Below are 18,497 nucleotides of genomic sequence, written 5' to 3' on the forward strand. Positions count from 1 at the left end.
GAAATGGGAAAATCCCTAACAAACTCATTCTGCCAAGAAATTAGAATAAAAACACGAGGTTAATTAAAAAACATTAAGCTTCAGGTGCGACGGGACAGCAAAACCAGCTGCAACTAACAATGACAAATTTCCGTGTGAACGAAGTTGTGTCTTGCGGTATAAGATCGAGCTGGCCCCCAATAGCGGTAGGATTGCGCTGTCTGGTAGCCGCCTTGGTAGGCGGGTCGGCCTGAGGCTACAAGGCGCAGCTGCCGCCCTGCTGCAACCAGATATCCTGCAGCGGGGCCTGCGGGTCAAGCACATGGATGCGTTCAATTCGCAGCAGCGCAACGTCCTGCGGCGGCCCCTGCAGTTCCAGCTGAAGAAACTCTTGTCCGTTGCTGCTGCGGGTGTCAGCGGCCACACCGGTCAGCACAGTGCCATCCAGCAGATGCAGCTCTACCTGGTAACGCCGCATACAGATAATTTCGATATGGTCGTGCAGATCGCAGGCAAGCATAGCTGGGTTGATGTTTTGGCTCACGGTGGCCTCCTTTGGTCAGTTGTTGTGGGCAGGGAACACCCCCTGCCCTTGCAGTCTAGTCCTTCAGCAAGGCGCCGCTTTGCAAATCTACGCTAAAGCGGCGATTGGGCAGCCCCTGCTGAAAGCCATTTAAAATGGCAAACAACAAAGCAAAATGCTGCTGACTGTAGTGCTGCAGGCTGAGCTGCTGCCAGTCCCGGCTGACCACAGCCGGGGCTGCCCCCAATTGTTCACCTAACCAGCGGTACTGGGCCAGACGACGCTCACCAATATCTGGTATCGCCAACTCGCCGGCATTTTGCAGCCGGTAAAAATCCACCGCCACCTCAAAACCGGAGATCTGGCTGAGGTCAGCCCAGTCTTGCCCTGCTGCACTGGCCTGTTGCTGCAACAAGCTGGCCCCTGCCTGATAAGCCGGTTGTTGCAATAAGGCAGCTAACTGCGTTGGATCGTTCAGGTAGCTCGCCAGACTGAGTTCACCAGGTTCTGACGCCAGTAGCAGCATTTGACCGGCATTCAGTTGAAGCAACAGAGTACGCAGCTCAGCAGGCCAGTCTTTGGGTAAAAAACGCAGCCGGGTTAATTCCTGCAAATGGCCTTTGGTAAAGTCACGGTAGTTTTTTGCCTGCAACAGTCCGAGATCCCACAGCGGTTCTCCATGCTGTTTCAGTTGCTGCCATTCACGCTGATAAAAACCAAATAAGGCGGAAAAGCCGGGCACCTGCTGCAGCAGGATGGTATCGACTTTTACTTTTTGAGTGTTTTGCAGCGTCAGCAGCTTATAGGCCGGTACATAGGCCGCTAATGACGGCGCCTGAATATTCACCAGCTGGCCACCGTTTTTGGCTGGCACAGCGGCGGTATTATTTAAATGCATATGGCCAGCCACATGCAGTCGTAACCCGGTGTCAGCCAACAAGGCACTGGTTGGCGCCAGCGGCACCCGGCTTAACTGGCCTTGGTCCTCACCAAACAACTGCTCGATAGCGCCGCTTTGGCCCTGATAAAACTCGGCCATCGGGAAATGACTGAAGCTCAGCAGCGTTTTCCCCTGCGCTTTGGCGCGACTGACCACGGAGCGGATCCAGGGCAGCAGCTGCGGCTTGTAGGTCAACAATTCGTTGTAGCCCGCATTGCCGGAACCGGCATACTCCAGCTGGCCATTCTCCAGTTTGGGCTTATAGACATTGGCGTCAATCGCCAGTAACCAAAGCCCAGGCACAGGCTCCACCAGGTAGCTGGCATCCGGCACAAGCTCACAGACGGGTGCCGCACTGCGTTGGTTAGCGCTACTTTGATTGGCACTACCTTGGTTGGCACAGACCTGGTACTGACGCTGCTGTAACCCACTTTGTGCTTTGGCGCTGCTGTACTGATAAGGCTGGTCAAGCTGGCTATACGGACTCTCCCAATACAGATCCGATTCGCTCGGATAAAAGCCATAATCGCCCAGCAGCTCCAGCACACCGCTGTAGCCCAGGTGGCCCAGTTCAGCCGAGCAAATTAGCCGTGCGGCTTTACTGGCAGACTGACACTCTGCGGAATCCGGGCTGAAAATCGGCTGCGGCCTGGCGTCACTGCCGAGAAAATCATCTTTCCCACCAGCACTGGCAAAAGGCCGCACCGGATCATGATTGCCCAGCGTCAGGAAAAACTTCATGCCATGCTGCTGTTCGTACTGCTGCAACAGCTGCTTCAGGCCGCGTAAATGCACCGGCTGACCGTCGTCACTAAAGTCTCCCGGCAACACCACCAGCTTGACCTGACGCCGGGCGGCATCATCAAGTGCCGCTTTCAGCGCAAAGTAGTTTTCGTTAAATAACCGGGTGGAATGCAGCTGCGCAGCCATAGTGCGGATAGTCGCGAACTGGCCGCTCTGCTCGTCCTGGATGCCACGAAAGCTGTGGTCGGCGAATTTGGCGTACACATCATGAAAATGTGCGTCCGGCATAAAGGCAACCTGAAGTGGCTGCTGCGTCGATACGGCAAAGGCTGCACTGCTGAAGCTGGTCAGGCTGGCGGTCAACAGCAGAGCGCTAAAACGAAGAGAACCAGAGAACGTCATTGGGTCCTGTCCCTTAAAGAAAAAGGCCACAGCAGTGCTGTGGCCTGGAGCGCCGAATAGCTTAGAAATCGGCTCTTAAACCCAGGCTGTAACGACGGCCCGAGAACTCATACATCACCGGGAAGGCCGGTGTCAGGGTGTAACCTGAGGTCTCTTCATCGGTGATATTAATACCCTTCAGACTGACACGGACATTGTCCGTCAGCTGGTAACTGACAGATAAATCGGTCTGGCCATAGGCATCGCGGTACACCGGATACATATTCAGGTGAATGTATTCCACGTATTTATCCTTGTAGTTGTAGGACAAACGCGCGTCAAAGCTGTCGTTTTCATAATACAAGGTGAAGTTATAGGTCTTATCCGCCAGGCCTTCCGGCGGTGTTGGAATACCCAGGGTGGACGAACCGGTCAGCGTATTGTCCAGCATGGTGTAGTTGCTGTTAATACCAAAACCTTCCAGCGCCGGGCTCAGTGCGTCCAGTGGCAACTGAGCAATCAGCTCCAGACCTGTCACTTTGTAAGAGCCCTCGGCATTGACCGGCTGATAGACATCGAAGTCGTAGTATCCATCCAGCGAGCCGTCGGCATTGCGCTTTTCGACATTTTCCACCACACCGGTCAGGGCTTCGCGCACCACCCCTTCAATGTTTTTCCAGAAGTAAGACGCAGCCAGAATACCGCCGTTTTCCATATACCATTCCACGCCAGTTTCCCACTGTTTGGCCTGGGTTGGCTGTAAATCCGGGTTACCGTCTTTAAAGCGGAACTCGTTCCAGCTGACACTGCGTTTGTACGCGATGTCGGTTAAGGCCGGACGCATCAGGGTTTCTGAGGCGGCAGTACGCCAGATCACGCCATCGGTAAGCTCAACCGTCAGGTTGAAACTTGGCAGTACATCCTTGTAGTTACCGTCTTTTGACACCGGATCTTTGGTGTAACCCGTGCTGCCATCAGCATTCTGGATGGGGTGGTAACCAAAAGAGGTGACATCGGTATCCACGGCGCGCACACCGGCATTCAGTTTGGCTGGCAACGAGGCCAGTTCAAAATCGAAATTCGCCATGGCATACAGTGCAGTCACTGACTCATCCACACGGTAGAACTGATCGACCTGGAATGGTGTGTAGAAACCGGCGTAACGGAATGTACGGCGGGCATAATCATTCGACACCTGCATCCAGTTCAGATCTTTTGGCCGGTAAGCACCACCAGGCACTATGTCTGAGATGTAGCCCAATTCACTGTCCTGCAAGGTACGCTTGTTGACCCAGGAGCTGTCACCGGCGGCCGGGCCCTGAATTTTAATGGCGCCAAACTGACGTTCTTTTGACTTGTCGGTGTAACGGGCACCAAACTCCACTGAACTTAATGCAGCCACTGCGGACCAGTCGATATCGCGTTTAAAATCCAGCTGGGCCGCATATTTATCGTCGGACACCTGCTCCAGCTCAGTTTCATAGGCCTCAAACAGATATTTGCTGGCCGCATTGTACATATCAATGGTGGCCGGGTTGGCGCTGGGAATGGTCTCACCGCCTGTCGTTGTCCAGCGGGTGCGGGAAGGTGCATAAGCCACATGCTTCAGGTTGGCGTAGTCGGCCGTTTTATCGGCTCCTGAATAGCCCAGCAGCGCTTTGACATCCCAGTCATTCAGCTGCCAGTCCAGGGTGGCGCTGTATTGGTTGTATTCGGTTTCGTTAATCCGCTCTTTGCTCAGAAACTCATGCTGGGTAGCGGTGTAAGACACGTCAGTCAACACCACCATGCCGTACTCAGCCAATGTAGTGTCGTCATAAGAATGAATGGTTTCCAGGGTGCTGCGGCTGGAAGCGGAATAAGCCGCTGCATCGTATTCATCTTCAGTGCTGTCGTAACGGCCCAGCATCGCATCCAGCGTCAGGCTGAATGCAGAACTTGGTTTGTACTGCACAGAGGCTGTGGCGCCCCATTTATCCTGCTCGTTCAGATAAGCACGGTCGCCTACTTTGTCCTGGAAAATAATGCGGCTGGTTTCGTCTTTATTCATTCTGTCCTGCACCACAATACCGGCGTCACGGGCCAGCACAGCAGCGGCCTGAGTGGAACGGGTGCCAGAGGCTTCCAGAAAACGGCCCATAGGACGGAAATTAATACCTGAGTTGGAGTCGGTTCTGTTGGTCCGCTCGGCTTTGGAAAAAGACACTAACGCACCCCAGTCACCAAAAGTGTCACTGGCCATCAATGAGAATTTCGGATCGACTTCTTCTGAAATGGAGTTATGAGCCCCTTCTGCCGACAGCACCAGTTGGCCTTCGCTGAAGTCAAAAGGTTTGGCGGTACCAATCAGCACTGAACCGGCAATGCCGCCCTCCTCATCCGCTGCAGTGGGCGACTTTTGCACTGTCACGCTTTGAATAATTTCAGAGGCGAAAATATCAAACTCCACGTCGCGGCCACCGCTGCCAGAGGCTGTCGCCAGGTTGTTGATGGACACATGGGTAAACTCAGACGGTAAAGAGCGCACATTCACCTTGCTGCCCAGGCCCTTGCTGCGTTCAATGGTCACACCAGGCATACGCTGCAGCGCTTCGGCCAGGTTTTGCTCCGGGAAATCGGCAATGTCGGTGGCCACAATAGAATCTGAGAAGCCAATGTTTTGCTGTTTCATGTCCACAGCACGTTCCAGGCTTTTGCTGTAACTGCCTTTGACGGCAATGACTTCGACCTTTTGCTCACCGCTCTGTGCGGTTTGTGCCAGCACAGGGCTGCTTATTAAGCCGATCAGCACATGCCCTACCGCCAGACTGATCAGCGTCCGCTTGGGTAATGCACAGCTTGTATGGTGTAAATGCGCTTTCATCAGGGTTCCCTTCACATCAGTTTTTGTTGGTTTTCGTCGCAACACCGCTTTCGGCCTTGCGTTTGATGGGGGGCGAGATTACAGCGTCATTGTGATGGTTTTATTGCATACTTTTTTTGAATCAATGAGTTATTCACAGTGTAAGGATCGTCAGCAGCAATGCTTTCGCCAAAATTCTGAGGTATTTGCCGCTTAGCTTTTCTGAACGAAAGTAAATTAAAGCAAATACTTTCAAACGCTTAATGAAAGCACTTTCAGCAGAACTGCGCCGAAGTTTTCTGCACCACGCACCTGGCTCTGCCAAACCGGGCAGGCAGGGCGAGGCGGTTAACAGCCGGAATTTTACGATGGACAGCAGGAACTAAAAGAGCTGTTTGTGCATATAAAGGGCCTGTTCCGGCTGGTAGCTGTGCAGCATGGCCTGCTGCTGCAAAGACAACGTCTCAAGGATGGAAAAACCCAGTTTATGCCAGTATCTTTCTGCGCCCTGCACCGCCACCAGCGTCAATGAACCAAATTGCTGTTGCCTGGCATAGTGTTCCGCATGATGGAGTAGCAGGTTCGCCAGACCTGCCCCCCGACTGGCCGACGACACCGCCATATCATGCAGGTACAGGGTATCTGGCTTGGCACACAGACTGAAATCAGCCCCCAAAGCACTGATGTTCCCATAGGTTGATGGGTAGCTCAGTAAATAAGCATGCAGCTGCCTGTCTTTGAATAACCCCCAGCAGGAAGCAGAAAACCCTTCGAGACGCCCTTGCATCACGGCTGCACTTTCATTCAGTGCCAGTGGATAACATTCAGCTTGTAAGGTTAATAGGGCAGGTAAATCGGCAGGACATAAAACGCGCAGTTCCATCAGGGGCACCAGTCGGAAAACAAGGCAGCATTGTGTGTCAATGCTGCCAGCAGTGCAACTTAGTTCAGGCTTTGCAGCAGGGTTTTATCCAGACCGTCGCCGGACAATAATTTCACCACGGCTTGACAGTGATCAATGGTAAATTCACCTTCAGCAATTTGCTGGTTTAACGCTTCACGCCGGCTTTGCACCACTGCAGCCACTGTTGCTTTGTCGTTTCCCAGTTTCTTTTGCAGCTTATCCAGCCAGGGGTAGAGCTGAGCTTCGGTCAGATAGGCTTCCTGCCGGACTTCCGGGTGATAATCCTGGCAGGCATTCACATTCAGCAAATAGAAATTCAGGTAACCGGCCACTGTCAGTAATTGATAATTTTTGGTTTCGGCACTGACCGGGGCCGCAACCACCACTGAAGCAAACAGCACAGCAAGCAACTTTTTCACATTCCACTCCAACTGATAAATCCGATACGCACCCTAATCTACAAGCACTGCAGCTGATTTGCAATCTGCCGTTTTTTTCAATCAGCTGCGCTGCACACCGTCCTCACTGCCCCTGGTTTGCACCAGGTTCTGCAGGAACCCGCACCCATCCTTCCATTAATACGCGGGCACTGCGGCTCATAATGGCTTTGGTCACAGTCCAGCTGCCGTCCTGTAAGCGGGCCTCAGCGCCCACCCTTAAGGTGCCGGACGGATGACCAAAACGCACGGCGCTGCGCTCGCCACCGCCAGCCGCCAGATTCACCAGAGTACCGGGAATGGCCGCAGCCGTGCCTATGGCCACCGCACAGGTGCCCATCATGGCGTGATGTAACTTGCCCATCGACAGCGCCCGCACCAGCAAATCCACCTCTGCCGCATCAACCGCTTTCCCGCTGGATGCGGTATAGCTTGTTGGCCGCGCGACAAAAGCTATTTTTGGCGTATGCTGACGGCTTTGTGCTTCGCTCAGGTCCTTAATCAGCCCCATCTGCAAGGCACCATAAGCCCGGATTTGTTCAAAACGCGCTAAAGCCGCAGCATCGTTATTTATGTCATCCTGCAGCTCAGCACCTGTGTAGCCAATATCAGCCGCATTGACGAAAATGGTTGGAATGCCCGCATTGATAAAGGTTGCAGGAAAGCTGCCAACATCGGGTACAGTTAAAGTGTCAACTACGTTTCCAGTTGGAAACAGAGAACCGCCACCTTCGTTGTCATCCTCCGCCGGGTCAACAAACTCCAGCTGCACTTCAGCCGCCGGGAAGGTCACGCCGTCCAGCTCAAAATCGCCCATTTCCTGCACCTGGCCATCCTGCATCGGAATATGGGCCACAATGGTTTTCTGAATATTGACCTGCCAGATATGCACTGTGGCCAGGCCATTGGCGGGTAAAGCGGCGGCATCAATCAGGCCTGACTGAATGGCAAAAGAGCCGACCGCCGCCGACAAATTGCCACAATTGCCAGACCAGTCAACAAAGGCTTTATCAATAGACACCTGACCAAACAAATAATCGACCTGATGGCCTGCCTGGCTGCTTTTGCTGACAATCACGGTTTTACTGGTGCTGGACGTGGCGCCGCCCATGCCGTCAATTTGTTTGCCGTACGGGTCCGGACTGCCAATCACCCGCAGCAACAGTTGGTCGCGCGCAGGCCCCGGCTGCTGCGCCGCTTCAGGTAAATCCTGCAACCGGAAAAACACGCCCTTTGAGGTTCCGCCACGCATATAAGTGGCAGGGATTTTAAGTTGTGGTTTAAACATTTAGCCTCCTGCGGCTAAAAACATGGGCGCAGCAAGCTACGCCCCTACAATCAACAATGAATAACAGTGGTGTTCCACAGTTCCATGACCATCAGGCTTCGCCCAAAAAGTCTTTGGCAAAGCGTTGCAACACACCACCCGCTTCGTAGATGGAGACTTCTTCAGCTGTGTCTAAACGGCAGGTCACAGGAACCTCCAGCCGCTCACCAGTAGCGCGATGGATCACCAGCGTCAGCGTGCAACGTGGCAGTCGTTCGCCAATCACGTCATAGGTTTCAGTGCCGTCAATGCCTAAAGTCAGACGGTTCACGCCAGACTTAAACTCCAGCGGCAATACCCCCATACCAATCAGGTTCGTGCGGTGAATACGTTCGAAACCTTCAGCGACAATGACTTCCACGCCAGCCAGACGCACACCTTTGGCGGCCCAGTCGCGGCTGGAGCCCTGGCCATAATCGGCACCGGCAATAATGATCAGTGGCTGTTTGCGTTCCATATAGGTTTCTATGGCTTCCCACATCCGTGTCACTCTGCCTTCTGGCTCAAGGCGTGCCAGCGATCCCTGCATCACTTTGCCATCCACCACCACCATTTCGTTCAGCAGTTTGGGGTTGGCAAACGTAGCTCGCTGCGCCGTTAAATGGTCGCCCCTGTGGGTGGCGTAGGAGTTAAAGTCTTCTTCAGGTAAGCCCATTTTCGCCAGGTATTCGCCAGCCGCGCTGTCGGGCAAAATGGCGTTGGATGGCGATAAGTGGTCGGTGGTGATGTTATCGCCAAGAACAGCCAATGGCCTCAAACCGCTTAAGCTGCGCTCACCCGCTAAGGCCCCTTCCCAATAAGGTGGACGGCGAATGTAAGTGCTCTGTGGCCGCCAGTTGTACAAAGGGTCCACTTTAGTGCCGTAATCGACGTTCAGGCTGAACATCGGCTCGTACACTTTGCGAAACTGCTCAGGTTTGACGCTTTGCGCCACCACAGCATCAATCTCAGCATCACTAGGCCAGATATCTTTTAAGGTCACAGGCTTACCGTCGTGATAGCCCAATATGTCTTTTTCGATATCAAAACGCACCGTACCTGCAATGGCATAAGCCACCACTAAAGCCGGAGAGGCTAAAAACGCCTGTTTGGCATAAGGGTGAATACGGCCATCAAAGTTGCGGTTACCGGAAAGAACTGCGGTCGCATACAAGTCCCTGTCGATAATTTCCTGTTGGATGGCAGGGTCGAGCGCACCGCTCATGCCGTTACAGGTGGTGCAGGCAAAAGCCACAATGCCAAAACCCAACTGCTCCAGTTCCGGCAACAGAGCCGCCTCTTCCAGATACAGCTGCACCGCTTTGGAGCCCGGTGCCAGTGAGGTTTTCACCCAGGGTTTGCGGCTTAAGCCCAGCTTATTGGCATTACGTGCCAACAAACCGGCGGCGATCACATTGCGTGGGTTACTGGTGTTGGTGCAGCTGGTAATGGCGGCGATAATCACAGCGCCATCCGGCATCTGGCCATCAGCCGGTGCGGTAAAACCTGTGGCAATACCGGCTTTGGTTAAATCCGCTGTCGCCACGCGTTTATGGGGGTTGGACGGGCCTGCCATATTACGGACCACAGTCGACAGATCAAAGGTCAGCACCCGCTCGTACTGAGCTGTGGCTAAATCGTCGGCCCATAAGCCCAGGGTCTTGGCATAGGTTTCCACCAGCCTGACCTGTTTGGCATCGCGGCCGGTCAGCGTCAGGTAATCCAGGGTTTGCTGATCTATAGAGAACATGGCAGCGGTGGCGCCGTATTCAGGGGTCATATTGGAAATGGTAGCCCGGTCGCCCAGGGACAAATGCGCCACCCCTTCCCCATAAAACTCCAGATAAGCCGACACCACTTTTTCTTTACGTAAAAACTCAGTCAGCGCCAGCACTAAGTCGGTTGCCATAATGCCGGGTTGTAACTTGCCGGTCAGCTCGACGCCAATAATATCCGGCAGCCGCATCCAGCTGGCGCGGCCCAGCATGACGTTTTCCGCTTCCAGCCCTCCTACCCCAATGGCAATGACGCCCAGCGCATCCACATGAGGGGTATGGCTGTCTGTGCCCACTAAGGTGTCCGGGTACGCCACACCATCTATGGCATGGATGACAGGCGACATCCGCTCCAGGTTAATTTGGTGCATGATGCCATTGCCCGGTGGGATCACATCCACATTTTTAAAGGCAGTTTTGGTCCAGTTAATAAAATGGAAGCGGTCATCGTTGCGTCTGTCTTCAATGGCTCGGTTTTTCTCAAAAGCGTCTTTTTCAAAACCTGCATGCTCGACGGCCAGCGAGTGGTCCACGATCAGCTGGGTCGGCACCACAGGGTTGACCAGCGCCGGATCGCCGCCTTTGCTGGCAATGGCGTCACGTAAACCGGCTAAATCCACCAGCGCGGTCTGGCCCAGAATATCGTGACAGACCACCCGGGCCGGAAACCAGGGAAAATCCAGCTCTTGTTTGCGGTTTATCAGCTGCCATAAATAGTCATTGAGTTGTGCCGGGTCGGCGCGGCGTACCAGGTTTTCCGCATGGACGCGCGAGGTGTAAGGCAAAGTGGCCCAGGCACCTGGTTTTAACTGGTTGACCGCCTGGGCGGCATCAAAATAGTCCAGGCCGGTATCGGCCAGGCTTTTACGAAAATTGCTATTCATCTTGTCCATCCAAAAACAGCGGCCGGGGCCGCTGCTGTTTTAGTTCTGTTACCTGCTTAGCCACGTGCTGCCAGTGGAGTCACAACGCGTGGTTCTACGCCCACATAGTCTGCACTTGGGCGAATAATACGGTTGTCCGCACGCTGTTCCATCACATGAGCTGCCCAGCCGGTTAAGCGTGAGCAAACGAAAATTGGTGTGAACAGCTTGGTAGGAATGCCCATGTAGTTGTAAGCCGAGGCGTGGAAGAAATCGGCGTTACAGAACAGTTTTTTCTCACGCCACATCACAGCTTCACAACGCACTGAAATGTCATACAGCATGCTGTCGCCATTGGCCTGTGCCAGCTTTTCTGACCAGGCTTTGATCACCGCGTTACGTGGGTCCGACTCGGAGTATATGGCATGGCCAAACCCCATAATTTTTTCTTTACGCTCCAACATGCCTAATAAAGTGGCTTCGGCATGATCCGGGTTATCCATCTTTTCAATCAGCTCCATCGCCGCTTCGTTGGCACCACCGTGCAGTGGGCCACGCAAGGAACCAATGGCCCCTGTAATGCAGGAATGCATATCCGACAGCGTGGACGCACAGACCCGCGCCGTAAAAGTTGACGCATTAAATTCGTGCTCTGCATACAGTATTAACGACGCCTGCATCACTTCGACATGCAGCGCTTCAGGTTTTTTGTCATGCAAAGTCCAGAGGAACTGCTCAGCCACAGAATCGGCCTCAGTCTCCACGTTGATGCGTTTGCCATGGTGACTGTAGTTGTACCAGTAGTTGATCAGGCCAGGGAAAATCGCCAGTAAGCGGTCTGCGGCGTCCTGTTGCTCTGCAAAACTGTGCTCAGTCTCCAGGTTACCCAACATAGAACAGCCGGTGCGCATCACATCCATAGGGTGAGCGCTGGCCGGAATACGTTCCAGCACTTCTTTCAGTGCAACGGGCAAGCTGCGCATCGCTTTTAACCGCGCTTTATAGGCCGTTAATTCAGCCTGAGTTGGTAATTCGCCTTTTAAAATCAGGTGCGCTACTTCTTCAAAACTGCAGTGGGCCGCTAAATCTTTTACGTCATAACCGCGATACGTCAGGCCTGAGCCGGTTTTGCCTACTGTGGATAACGCGGTTTTCCCGGCGATCTGGCCTCGCAGGCCTGCGCCCGTCAATTCTTTTGCTGCTGCCATCGGTTTTCTCCATCCAGTTGATTTGAAATTGGTTTTATTATTTGTTTTTGCCCTGAGCAAACAGTGAATCCAGTTTCTGCTCATAGCTGTGGTAATTCAGGAAGTCGTACAGTTCGACGCGGGTTTGCATACTGTCGACCACCGCCTTTTGATCGCCATTGGCCAGAATGGATTCATACACATTCAGGGCGGCTTTATTCATCGCCCGAAAGGCCGACAGCGGGTACAACACCATCTTCACACCAACAGCGGCCAGTTCATCTTTGTTGTACAAAGGCGTCTGACCAAACTCGGTGATATTGGCCAGCACAGGTACCGACAAGGCGGAGGTAAAGGCCTGGTATTGCTCCAGTGTATGCACGGCTTCAGCAAAAATGGCATCAGCACCGGCTTCGACACAGGCCAAAGCCCGCTCAATGGCGGCTTCTAACCCTTGCTGCTGCAACGCATCGGTGCGCGCCATCACAAAAAACTGCTCGTCCGTACGGGCATCAACCGCCGCTTTGACCCGGTCCACCATTTCATCCTGCGACACAATTTCTTTGTTCGGTCTGTGACCACAACGCTTTTGCATCACCTGATCTTCAATATGAAAACCAGCAGCACCGGCCCGGGTCATTTCTTTGACCGTACGGGCAATATTAAAAGCGCCCCCCCAGCCGGTGTCGGCATCCACCAATAAAGGCAATTCAGTCGCACCGGTAATACGGCGGATATCTTCACAGACGTCGTTTAACGAGGTCATCCCCAGATCCGGCAACCCAAAAGACGCATTGGCGACACCAGCGCCAGACAGGTACAGGGCCTTGTGCCCTACCCGCTCCGCCATCATCGCCGTGTAGGCGTTGATAGTCCCCACCAGTTGCAGTGGTGCCTGTTCAGCAATGGCGCGACGCAGCTTGGCGCCAGGGCTCATTAAATTAGCCATGTGTGGTTCCCCGTTCAGTTAAGTGTTGTTCTATATTGCGTCTGGATGCGGCTATATGGCGGCGCATCAGTAAATCGGCCAGCTCGCCGTCACGGCAGGCAATGGCATTGAGAATAGCTTTATGTTCGTCAAAAGCCCGTGACACCCGAGGCCCATTCATGCCCATCTGCACCCTGTACATCCGTACCAGGTAATAGAGCTCATCACAAAGAATATTGATCAGATACGGATTTTTACTGCCGAGAATGACACGGTAATGAAAGTCGACATCTCCGGCTTCCTGGTAATAACTTTCGCCTTCACGCACCCGTTGTGTCGACAAATGCTGATCCAGCAGCTCACGCACCTGCTGAATTTCAGTCTCTGTCATATGTTCCGCCGCCAGACGGCAGGCCAGGCCTTCCAGCTCTTCCCGCAGCTGATACAAAGACCTTAAGCCCTCGACCGACAACTTCACCACCCTGGCACCGGCGTTGGGTGTACGTTCAATTAAATGGCAGCGTTCCAGCCGGGCTAAGGCTTCGCGCAGTGGAGCGCGGCTTAAATCAAAGCGTTTGGCCAGTTCGGGTTCGCTGATCTTTGAGCCTGCCGGGATTTCGCCTTCGACTATGGCGCGTTGGATCTCCAGCAGCACCCGGTCGGCTGCAGTGACTGCATCTTTCAGATAAGGGTTCAGCATCAGATTGTCGACATAAAAATCAATGAACAGCATTTTTCGGCAAAAAAACTGCTCAGTCAAGCGTAAAGTCAAATATTATGTCGACATAAGTACGAATGAAAAAAACATGCTGTCAAAGGCGCTAACAGCGAATTGCAAAAAACAGTCATCGCCAAACAAGGTTTTACAGTTTTTATTAGATTATTTTTATCTAAATTAATAAAACTTTTAAAACAGAGACGTCTATCAAACAGCTGTCACTGATCCCGAAAAACCAGGCGAAACTCAGGCAGGCTCTGCGCTCAGATGTGGATAAGCTGGGGGTAAAGGCGGGATAAAACCTGTATAAGCATGGCTATTGCAATAAAAACAAACAAATGTCTGCCGCAGCACTGACAGGAAAATTTAATATTCGTTGGCTACACTGAAAATCAAGTGAGTGGTTCGAAGTGACACCTCATCGTTGTCCCCTATAGCGCACGGCTCATTGAGATGAGCCATTCCCCTAAGCCCAGAATGAATCCCTTGATTCTGGGCTCCTTTTCCTTAAATTTCAGCGAGTTACTTTTTGGCATTCACCTGAGGAAAAAGCCGGTAGAAGTTCTCTGTGGTTTGTGCGGCCAGGGTCTCAACACTGACGGCCCGTTGCTCTGCAATGCAGGCCGCCACGGCGCTGACATAAGCGGGCTGGTTGGTTTTACCCCGGTATGGCACAGGGGCTAAGTACGGCGAGTCGGTTTCGATCAGCAGCCGATCGGCCGGTACTTTTTTAGCGACGTCTCGCAATGAATCCGCATTGCGGAAGGTGACAATGCCGGATAACGAGATATAAAAGCCTAAATCCAAGGCCGCTTTGGCAGTCTCCCAGTCTTCGGTAAAACAATGCAGCACCCCACCGCATTGCTCAGCATGATGATGACGCAGCAGGTTCAGGGTATCGGCTCTGGCATCGCGGGTATGCACAATCAGCGGCTTGGCGACTTGTCGTGCCACGTCGATATGACTGACAAAAGCCTGCTGCTGGGTCTGTTTGGCATCCGGACTGTAGAAATAATCCAGTCCAGTCTCTCCCACTGCCACCACAGCCGGATCCTGACATAACCTGAGTAATAACGCCGGGTCTACGCAGTCCGTCTGATGCAGTGGGTGCTCGCCACAGGACACAGAAACATGGGGGTATTTTTCCACCAGCTGCTTCATTGCCGGGAACTCAGCCAGAGACACCGACACGCACAGCATGTGTTCGACCTGAGCCGCAGCAGCCTGTGCCACCACTTCATCTAAAGTTAGCGCCAGTTTATCCCATTCCAGACGGTCTAAATGGCAATGTGAATCGACAAACAAACAACTTCTCCTAAAGGCTGTAGGTGGATTCATGTGAATCCAGCATACCGCTTAACAACTTTTCTATTTTATCCTGCAGCTGGTACTTATCATCAATAAAAACTACCCCTATACCTGCAGGCTGGGCGCTGTGAGCATTTTGTGGCGTGATCCAGACCACTTTGCCGCTGACAGGCAAGGCTTCCAGCGCATCCGGCAAGGTAACCCGTAATGCCAGCGAATGCCCCATTTTATAGGGCCGGGCTGTGCGGACAAACAAAGCGCCATTCTTCATTGCAGGCATATAACTGCGATACAGTTCTTTTAAATCGGCAAAATCAAGCTGCAGTTCTTCCACATCCCCTCCACTACACCAAAGCAGTCCGGATAAAAAGCAATAACGCCGCCAGATTCAGCTGACTGTTCTGACCCGACACCAAAGCTCTGTCTTTCTGCCATTGCTGCAATTTGGCCACCAGCTGTAACTGTTTGCTTTGCCCCCCTCCGGCTTTAGTCCAGAGCTGCTGTTTGAGAAACCAGTTCAGCGTCATCGGCAGCTGTTCGTCGTCCGGCAAGGATTGCAGCACATGGTATAAATCCAGCTTTTGCTCGACATACTGTTCAAGCAGCACCAACTGGGCCGAAATAGCCGCCGCCTTGTCAGACTCCAGTAATTCCAGGGCCAATAAGGGCGCCCCTCCAGTGTAGTCCAGCAGAAAGTCAGGCACAGGCCGGCTGCTGTGTTGTGCCAGCCACTGCTGAATATCTGCACCAAACACCGGGGCCAATGACCAGTGCTGACAACGGCTGCGAATGGTGGGCAGCAACTGCGCCGGATGCGCACAAAGCAGCAACAGAAAACTGTCCTTTGGCGGCTCTTCCAGCGTTTTTAATAAGGCGTTGGCGGCGGCCTCCGACATCTGTTCCGCGTCGGGCAGAATGACAACCTTTTTCCCGCCTTGCTGAGCGGCGCCCTGCATGAAGACGGTCAGTTGCCGTATCGCGTCTACCCCAGTGTGCTGGTCTGCAGCCGGAGTCCATAAATCAGGATGATGTCCTGCTTTAACCAACAAACAGCTTTTGCACTGGCCACAAGCCTGCTCAGCCGCCGGCTGCCGGCAAAGTAAATAGCGGGCCAGTTGTCTGGCCAAAGCCTGTTTGCCTGTGCCTTTGGCGCCGCTCAGCAGCAACGCATGAGGCAACTGCTGACGGGCAGCCAGTTGTATCAGCTGCGAACACAGGGGGATCAGCCAGGGGAAGTCTTTCACCTGTTACTCCTGCAGGGCGTCATACCAGCCATCCAATGCCTGCAAAATACAGAGTTGCACCTCGGCCATCGGCAGGCTGGCGTCAATTTGCACAATACCGCTTTCTTCCCTGGCAATTTGCTGGTACCTGGCGCGGGTGCGCTGAAAAAACGCCAGTTGCTCCTGCTCTATTCTGTCCAGCTCACCACGTGCTTTGGCGCGGGCCAGACCTATGGCCGGGTCTATATCCAGATACAAAGTCAGATCCGGGCGCAACGAGCCCAATACCGCAGTGCGGATCTGATCAATCAATGACTCAGACAGTTGCCGGCCTCCGCCTTGGTAAGCCCGCGACGACAGATCATGGCGGTCTCCCAGCACCCATTGCCCTTGTGCCAGAGCAGGTTCAATCCGGCTTTTGACCAGTTGCATCCGGGCGGCGTACATCAGCAACAATTCAGTTTCTGGCGCCACCTGCTCATCCTGCACCTGTTTGACCAAGGTGCGGATTTGTTCTGCCAATGGCGTCCCACCCGGTTCACGGGTGCTGATAAAGTCAATCTTGTGTTGGTTCAGCCAACGCTGCACTGTCTGAATGGCGCTGGTTTTTCCGGCGCCTTCCAGACCTTCCACCACAATAAAACGGCCCTTTTGCATTAGTTTTTCCCAAAAATATATTTCTGCACTGCGGCATTATGTTCGGCCAGCGTACGCGAAAACTGGTGTGTGCCGTCGCCTTTGGCGACAAAATACAGCCAGTCGGAAGCCTCAGGTTTAGCCGCGGCCAGCATGGAGCTGTAACTTGGCAGCGCTATGGGGCCGGGTGGCAAACCAAAGTGCTGGTAAGTATTGTAAGGATGCGGGTTCTTTAAATCAGCCCGGGTAATATCGCCATTAAAGCTGTCCCCCAAACCATAGATCACCGTCGGATCGGTCTGCAGTTTCATTTTTAATTTCAGCCTGTTGACGAATACCGAACTGACCAGCGGTTTTTCAGGTTCATGGCCACTTTCTTTTTCCACAATGGAGGCCATGATCAGCAGCTGGTATGGATTCTGGTACGGCACATCGGCAGCCCGTTGCTGCCAGGCCTGCTCAAGTTTTTGCAGTAATAACTGGTGGGCCCGTTTGAGTAAATCACTGGCCTTACTCTGAGCCGTGTAGTGGTAAGTCTCAGCAAACACCATGGCCTCAGGTAAGGTCGGTGCAGCGCCCCACTGTTCTGGCCAGCTTAACAATGCCGTTAAATCGGCTTCGTCCGCCAGGTCATAATGCAGATAAGGGCTTTGCGCCAGCCGTTGCAGGCTTTGTTTCAGCGTTTCCCCTTCCTTGAGCACCACGCTGAATTGGGCCACCTTGCCACTGGCAAACAGCTGCAGTACAGAGAGCACCGACTGACGCGGCTGCACCTTGTACACCCCCTGATGCAGTTTGCTCAGTTCAGGATGGAACTTGAGATACAGGCTGAGCCAACGGCAACTGCTGCCCGATAACTGCCGGGTGTTCAGCCAGTTGCGGCACAGCTTTAGTGCCGTATCCCCTGCTTTGACTTCCGCATAGGCCTCACTGAACTGTACCTGGGTTTTTAACGCCGCCTGCCAGCTGTTCCACAGGCCAAAAGCACTGACCAGGCCCACCAGCAGGGCCACCATGACTGCACGAATCAATCCAACACTCCGTTCTGCACCGCCCGTACGGGCCCGAGATCATAAACTTTGTCGGCCAGTTGCCGCACCGGTACCACCTGCATCAGCGCATTGCAAAGAAAGATGGCGTCGGCCTGGACCAGGTGCGACAACGAATAATAGCCTTGTTGCGGCTGTAGTTGTGACAACAGCCGCTCACGCATCACCCCGGCCACCCCAGCCTGGTCCAATTGAGGCGTGTGCCAGACACCACCGGCATAAAAAAACAGGTTCGCTGCAGTGGCTTCTGTCACTCTGTCCATGGCATCAAGCACCAGCAGATCATCCCAGTCTGTCGCAGCCAGTTCAGCTTTGAGCAACACCTGTTCCAGACGGTTGTTGTGCTTAAGCCCTGCCAACCGCGGCTGACAGCCTAATTTCAGTTGCGCGATGCCAACTCGGATCCCCTGCTGTTGCCAGGGCTGATAGTCAGGCATGGCTGCGACAGACAGATGCAGATGGCTTTCGACTATACCGCCGGCACCATACCCACGGCCACCGGCGCCACGGCTCAGCAGCAATTTCAGTACCTGTTCCGGCGCCGTAATGGCCTGCTTTGCTGCGGCGGTCAATTGCTGTTCATCAATTGCAGGCATATTCAGTCGCTCAACGCCCTGCTGCAACCGGTTTAAATGCAAGGGCCAGAGTTGCAACTGACCACGGCTGACACGCACTGTACTAAACAGTCCATCGCCGTAGTTAAAGCTGCGATCTGACGTGGTTAACTCTGGGTTGATTTGCATAACGCAATGAA

Annotated in this window: 16 protein-coding genes; all 16 read right to left on the minus strand. The window is 53.5% G+C overall.

Features of this window, described 5'->3' with window-relative positions; translation table 11 throughout:
- Positions 1-235: 235 nt before the first annotated feature.
- The gene (locus tag WKJ04_RS11800; protein ID WP_337880604.1) at positions 236-523 is read right to left on the minus strand and encodes a Rho-binding antiterminator; all 288 of its coding nucleotides are present in this window, start codon (positions 521-523) and stop codon (positions 236-238) included.
- A gap of 55 nt (positions 524-578) precedes the next feature.
- A complete protein-coding gene (locus tag WKJ04_RS11805) occupies positions 579-2,588 on the minus strand; it encodes a metallophosphoesterase (RefSeq protein WP_337880605.1) in 2,010 nt (669 codons plus the stop codon).
- A gap of 61 nt (positions 2,589-2,649) precedes the next feature.
- Positions 2,650-5,430 carry a TonB-dependent receptor gene (locus WKJ04_RS11810; RefSeq protein WP_337842099.1) on the minus strand — a complete coding sequence of 927 codons (2,781 nt, stop codon included), beginning with the start codon at positions 5,428-5,430 and terminating at the stop codon, positions 2,650-2,652.
- Positions 5,431-5,791: 361 nt separating this feature from the next.
- Positions 5,792-6,292, minus strand: a complete 501-nt coding sequence (locus WKJ04_RS11815; RefSeq protein WP_337842100.1) for a GNAT family N-acetyltransferase — start codon at positions 6,290-6,292, stop codon at positions 5,792-5,794.
- Between the two features lie 59 nt (positions 6,293-6,351).
- On the minus strand, positions 6,352-6,732 hold the full coding sequence (locus tag WKJ04_RS11820; protein WP_337880606.1) for a hypothetical protein: 381 nt from the start codon (positions 6,730-6,732) through the stop codon (positions 6,352-6,354).
- Between the two features lie 103 nt (positions 6,733-6,835).
- Positions 6,836-8,038: a 2-methylaconitate cis-trans isomerase PrpF gene (prpF, locus tag WKJ04_RS11825; protein ID WP_337880607.1), complete on the minus strand. Its 1,203-nt coding sequence runs from the start codon at positions 8,036-8,038 to the stop codon at positions 6,836-6,838.
- 91 nt (positions 8,039-8,129) lie between these two features.
- The gene (acnD, locus tag WKJ04_RS11830; RefSeq protein ID WP_337880608.1) at positions 8,130-10,715 is read right to left on the minus strand and encodes a Fe/S-dependent 2-methylisocitrate dehydratase AcnD; all 2,586 of its coding nucleotides are present in this window, start codon (positions 10,713-10,715) and stop codon (positions 8,130-8,132) included.
- Positions 10,716-10,771: 56 nt separating this feature from the next.
- Positions 10,772-11,902 carry a 2-methylcitrate synthase gene (prpC, locus tag WKJ04_RS11835; RefSeq protein WP_337842104.1) on the minus strand — a complete coding sequence of 377 codons (1,131 nt, stop codon included), beginning with the start codon at positions 11,900-11,902 and terminating at the stop codon, positions 10,772-10,774.
- A gap of 37 nt (positions 11,903-11,939) precedes the next feature.
- On the minus strand, positions 11,940-12,830 hold the full coding sequence (prpB, locus tag WKJ04_RS11840; protein WP_337880609.1) for a methylisocitrate lyase: 891 nt from the start codon (positions 12,828-12,830) through the stop codon (positions 11,940-11,942).
- Entirely contained in the window at positions 12,823-13,542 is a 720-nt protein-coding gene (locus WKJ04_RS11845; protein ID WP_337880610.1) for a GntR family transcriptional regulator, read from the minus strand. The genes prpB and WKJ04_RS11845 overlap by 8 nt, the downstream gene beginning before the upstream one ends.
- A gap of 507 nt (positions 13,543-14,049) precedes the next feature.
- A complete protein-coding gene (locus WKJ04_RS11850) occupies positions 14,050-14,832 on the minus strand; it encodes a YchF/TatD family DNA exonuclease (protein WP_337880611.1) in 783 nt (260 codons plus the stop codon).
- Positions 14,833-14,842: 10 nt separating this feature from the next.
- Positions 14,843-15,169 (minus strand): PilZ domain-containing protein, encoded by a 327-nt coding sequence (locus WKJ04_RS11855; RefSeq protein ID WP_337880612.1) that lies wholly within the window; start codon positions 15,167-15,169, stop codon positions 14,843-14,845.
- Between the two features lie 10 nt (positions 15,170-15,179).
- Positions 15,180-16,079 carry a DNA polymerase III subunit delta' gene (gene holB / locus WKJ04_RS11860; protein ID WP_337880613.1) on the minus strand — a complete coding sequence of 300 codons (900 nt, stop codon included), beginning with the start codon at positions 16,077-16,079 and terminating at the stop codon, positions 15,180-15,182.
- A gap of 3 nt (positions 16,080-16,082) precedes the next feature.
- Positions 16,083-16,715: a dTMP kinase gene (tmk, locus tag WKJ04_RS11865; protein ID WP_337880614.1), complete on the minus strand. Its 633-nt coding sequence runs from the start codon at positions 16,713-16,715 to the stop codon at positions 16,083-16,085.
- Positions 16,715-17,725: an endolytic transglycosylase MltG gene (gene mltG, locus WKJ04_RS11870; protein ID WP_337880615.1), complete on the minus strand. Its 1,011-nt coding sequence runs from the start codon at positions 17,723-17,725 to the stop codon at positions 16,715-16,717. The genes tmk and mltG overlap by 1 nt, the downstream gene beginning before the upstream one ends.
- On the minus strand, positions 17,722-18,486 hold the full coding sequence (pabC, locus tag WKJ04_RS11875; RefSeq protein ID WP_337880616.1) for an aminodeoxychorismate lyase: 765 nt from the start codon (positions 18,484-18,486) through the stop codon (positions 17,722-17,724). The genes mltG and pabC overlap by 4 nt, the downstream gene beginning before the upstream one ends.
- Between the last annotated feature and the right edge of the window lie 11 nt (positions 18,487-18,497).

The organism is Rheinheimera sp., from assembly GCF_037442345.1.
Classification (GTDB): domain Bacteria; phylum Pseudomonadota; class Gammaproteobacteria; order Enterobacterales; family Alteromonadaceae; genus Pararheinheimera.

Bases quoted from the DNA above. Each gene is read 5' to 3' on its own strand.
- prpF (WP_337880607.1), bottom strand. From the start codon at position 8,038: ATGTTTAAACCACAACTTAAAATCCCTGCCACTTATATGCGTGGCGGA.
- WKJ04_RS11815 (WP_337842100.1), bottom strand. From the start codon at position 6,292: ATGGAACTGCGCGTTTTATGTCCTGCCGATTTACCTGCCCTATTAACC.
- WKJ04_RS11810 (WP_337842099.1), bottom strand. From the start codon at position 5,430: ATGAAAGCGCATTTACACCATACAAGCTGTGCATTACCCAAGCGGACG.
- prpB (WP_337880609.1), bottom strand. From the start codon at position 12,830: ATGGCTAATTTAATGAGCCCTGGCGCCAAGCTGCGTCGCGCCATTGCT.
- WKJ04_RS11845 (WP_337880610.1), bottom strand. From the start codon at position 13,542: ATGCTGTTCATTGATTTTTATGTCGACAATCTGATGCTGAACCCTTAT.
- acnD (WP_337880608.1), bottom strand. From the start codon at position 10,715: ATGAATAGCAATTTTCGTAAAAGCCTGGCCGATACCGGCCTGGACTAT.
- tmk (WP_337880614.1), bottom strand. From the start codon at position 16,715: ATGCAAAAGGGCCGTTTTATTGTGGTGGAAGGTCTGGAAGGCGCCGGA.
- prpC (WP_337842104.1), bottom strand. From the start codon at position 11,902: ATGGCAGCAGCAAAAGAATTGACGGGCGCAGGCCTGCGAGGCCAGATC.
- pabC (WP_337880616.1), bottom strand. From the start codon at position 18,486: ATGCAAATCAACCCAGAGTTAACCACGTCAGATCGCAGCTTTAACTAC.
- WKJ04_RS11805 (WP_337880605.1), bottom strand. From the start codon at position 2,588: ATGACGTTCTCTGGTTCTCTTCGTTTTAGCGCTCTGCTGTTGACCGCC.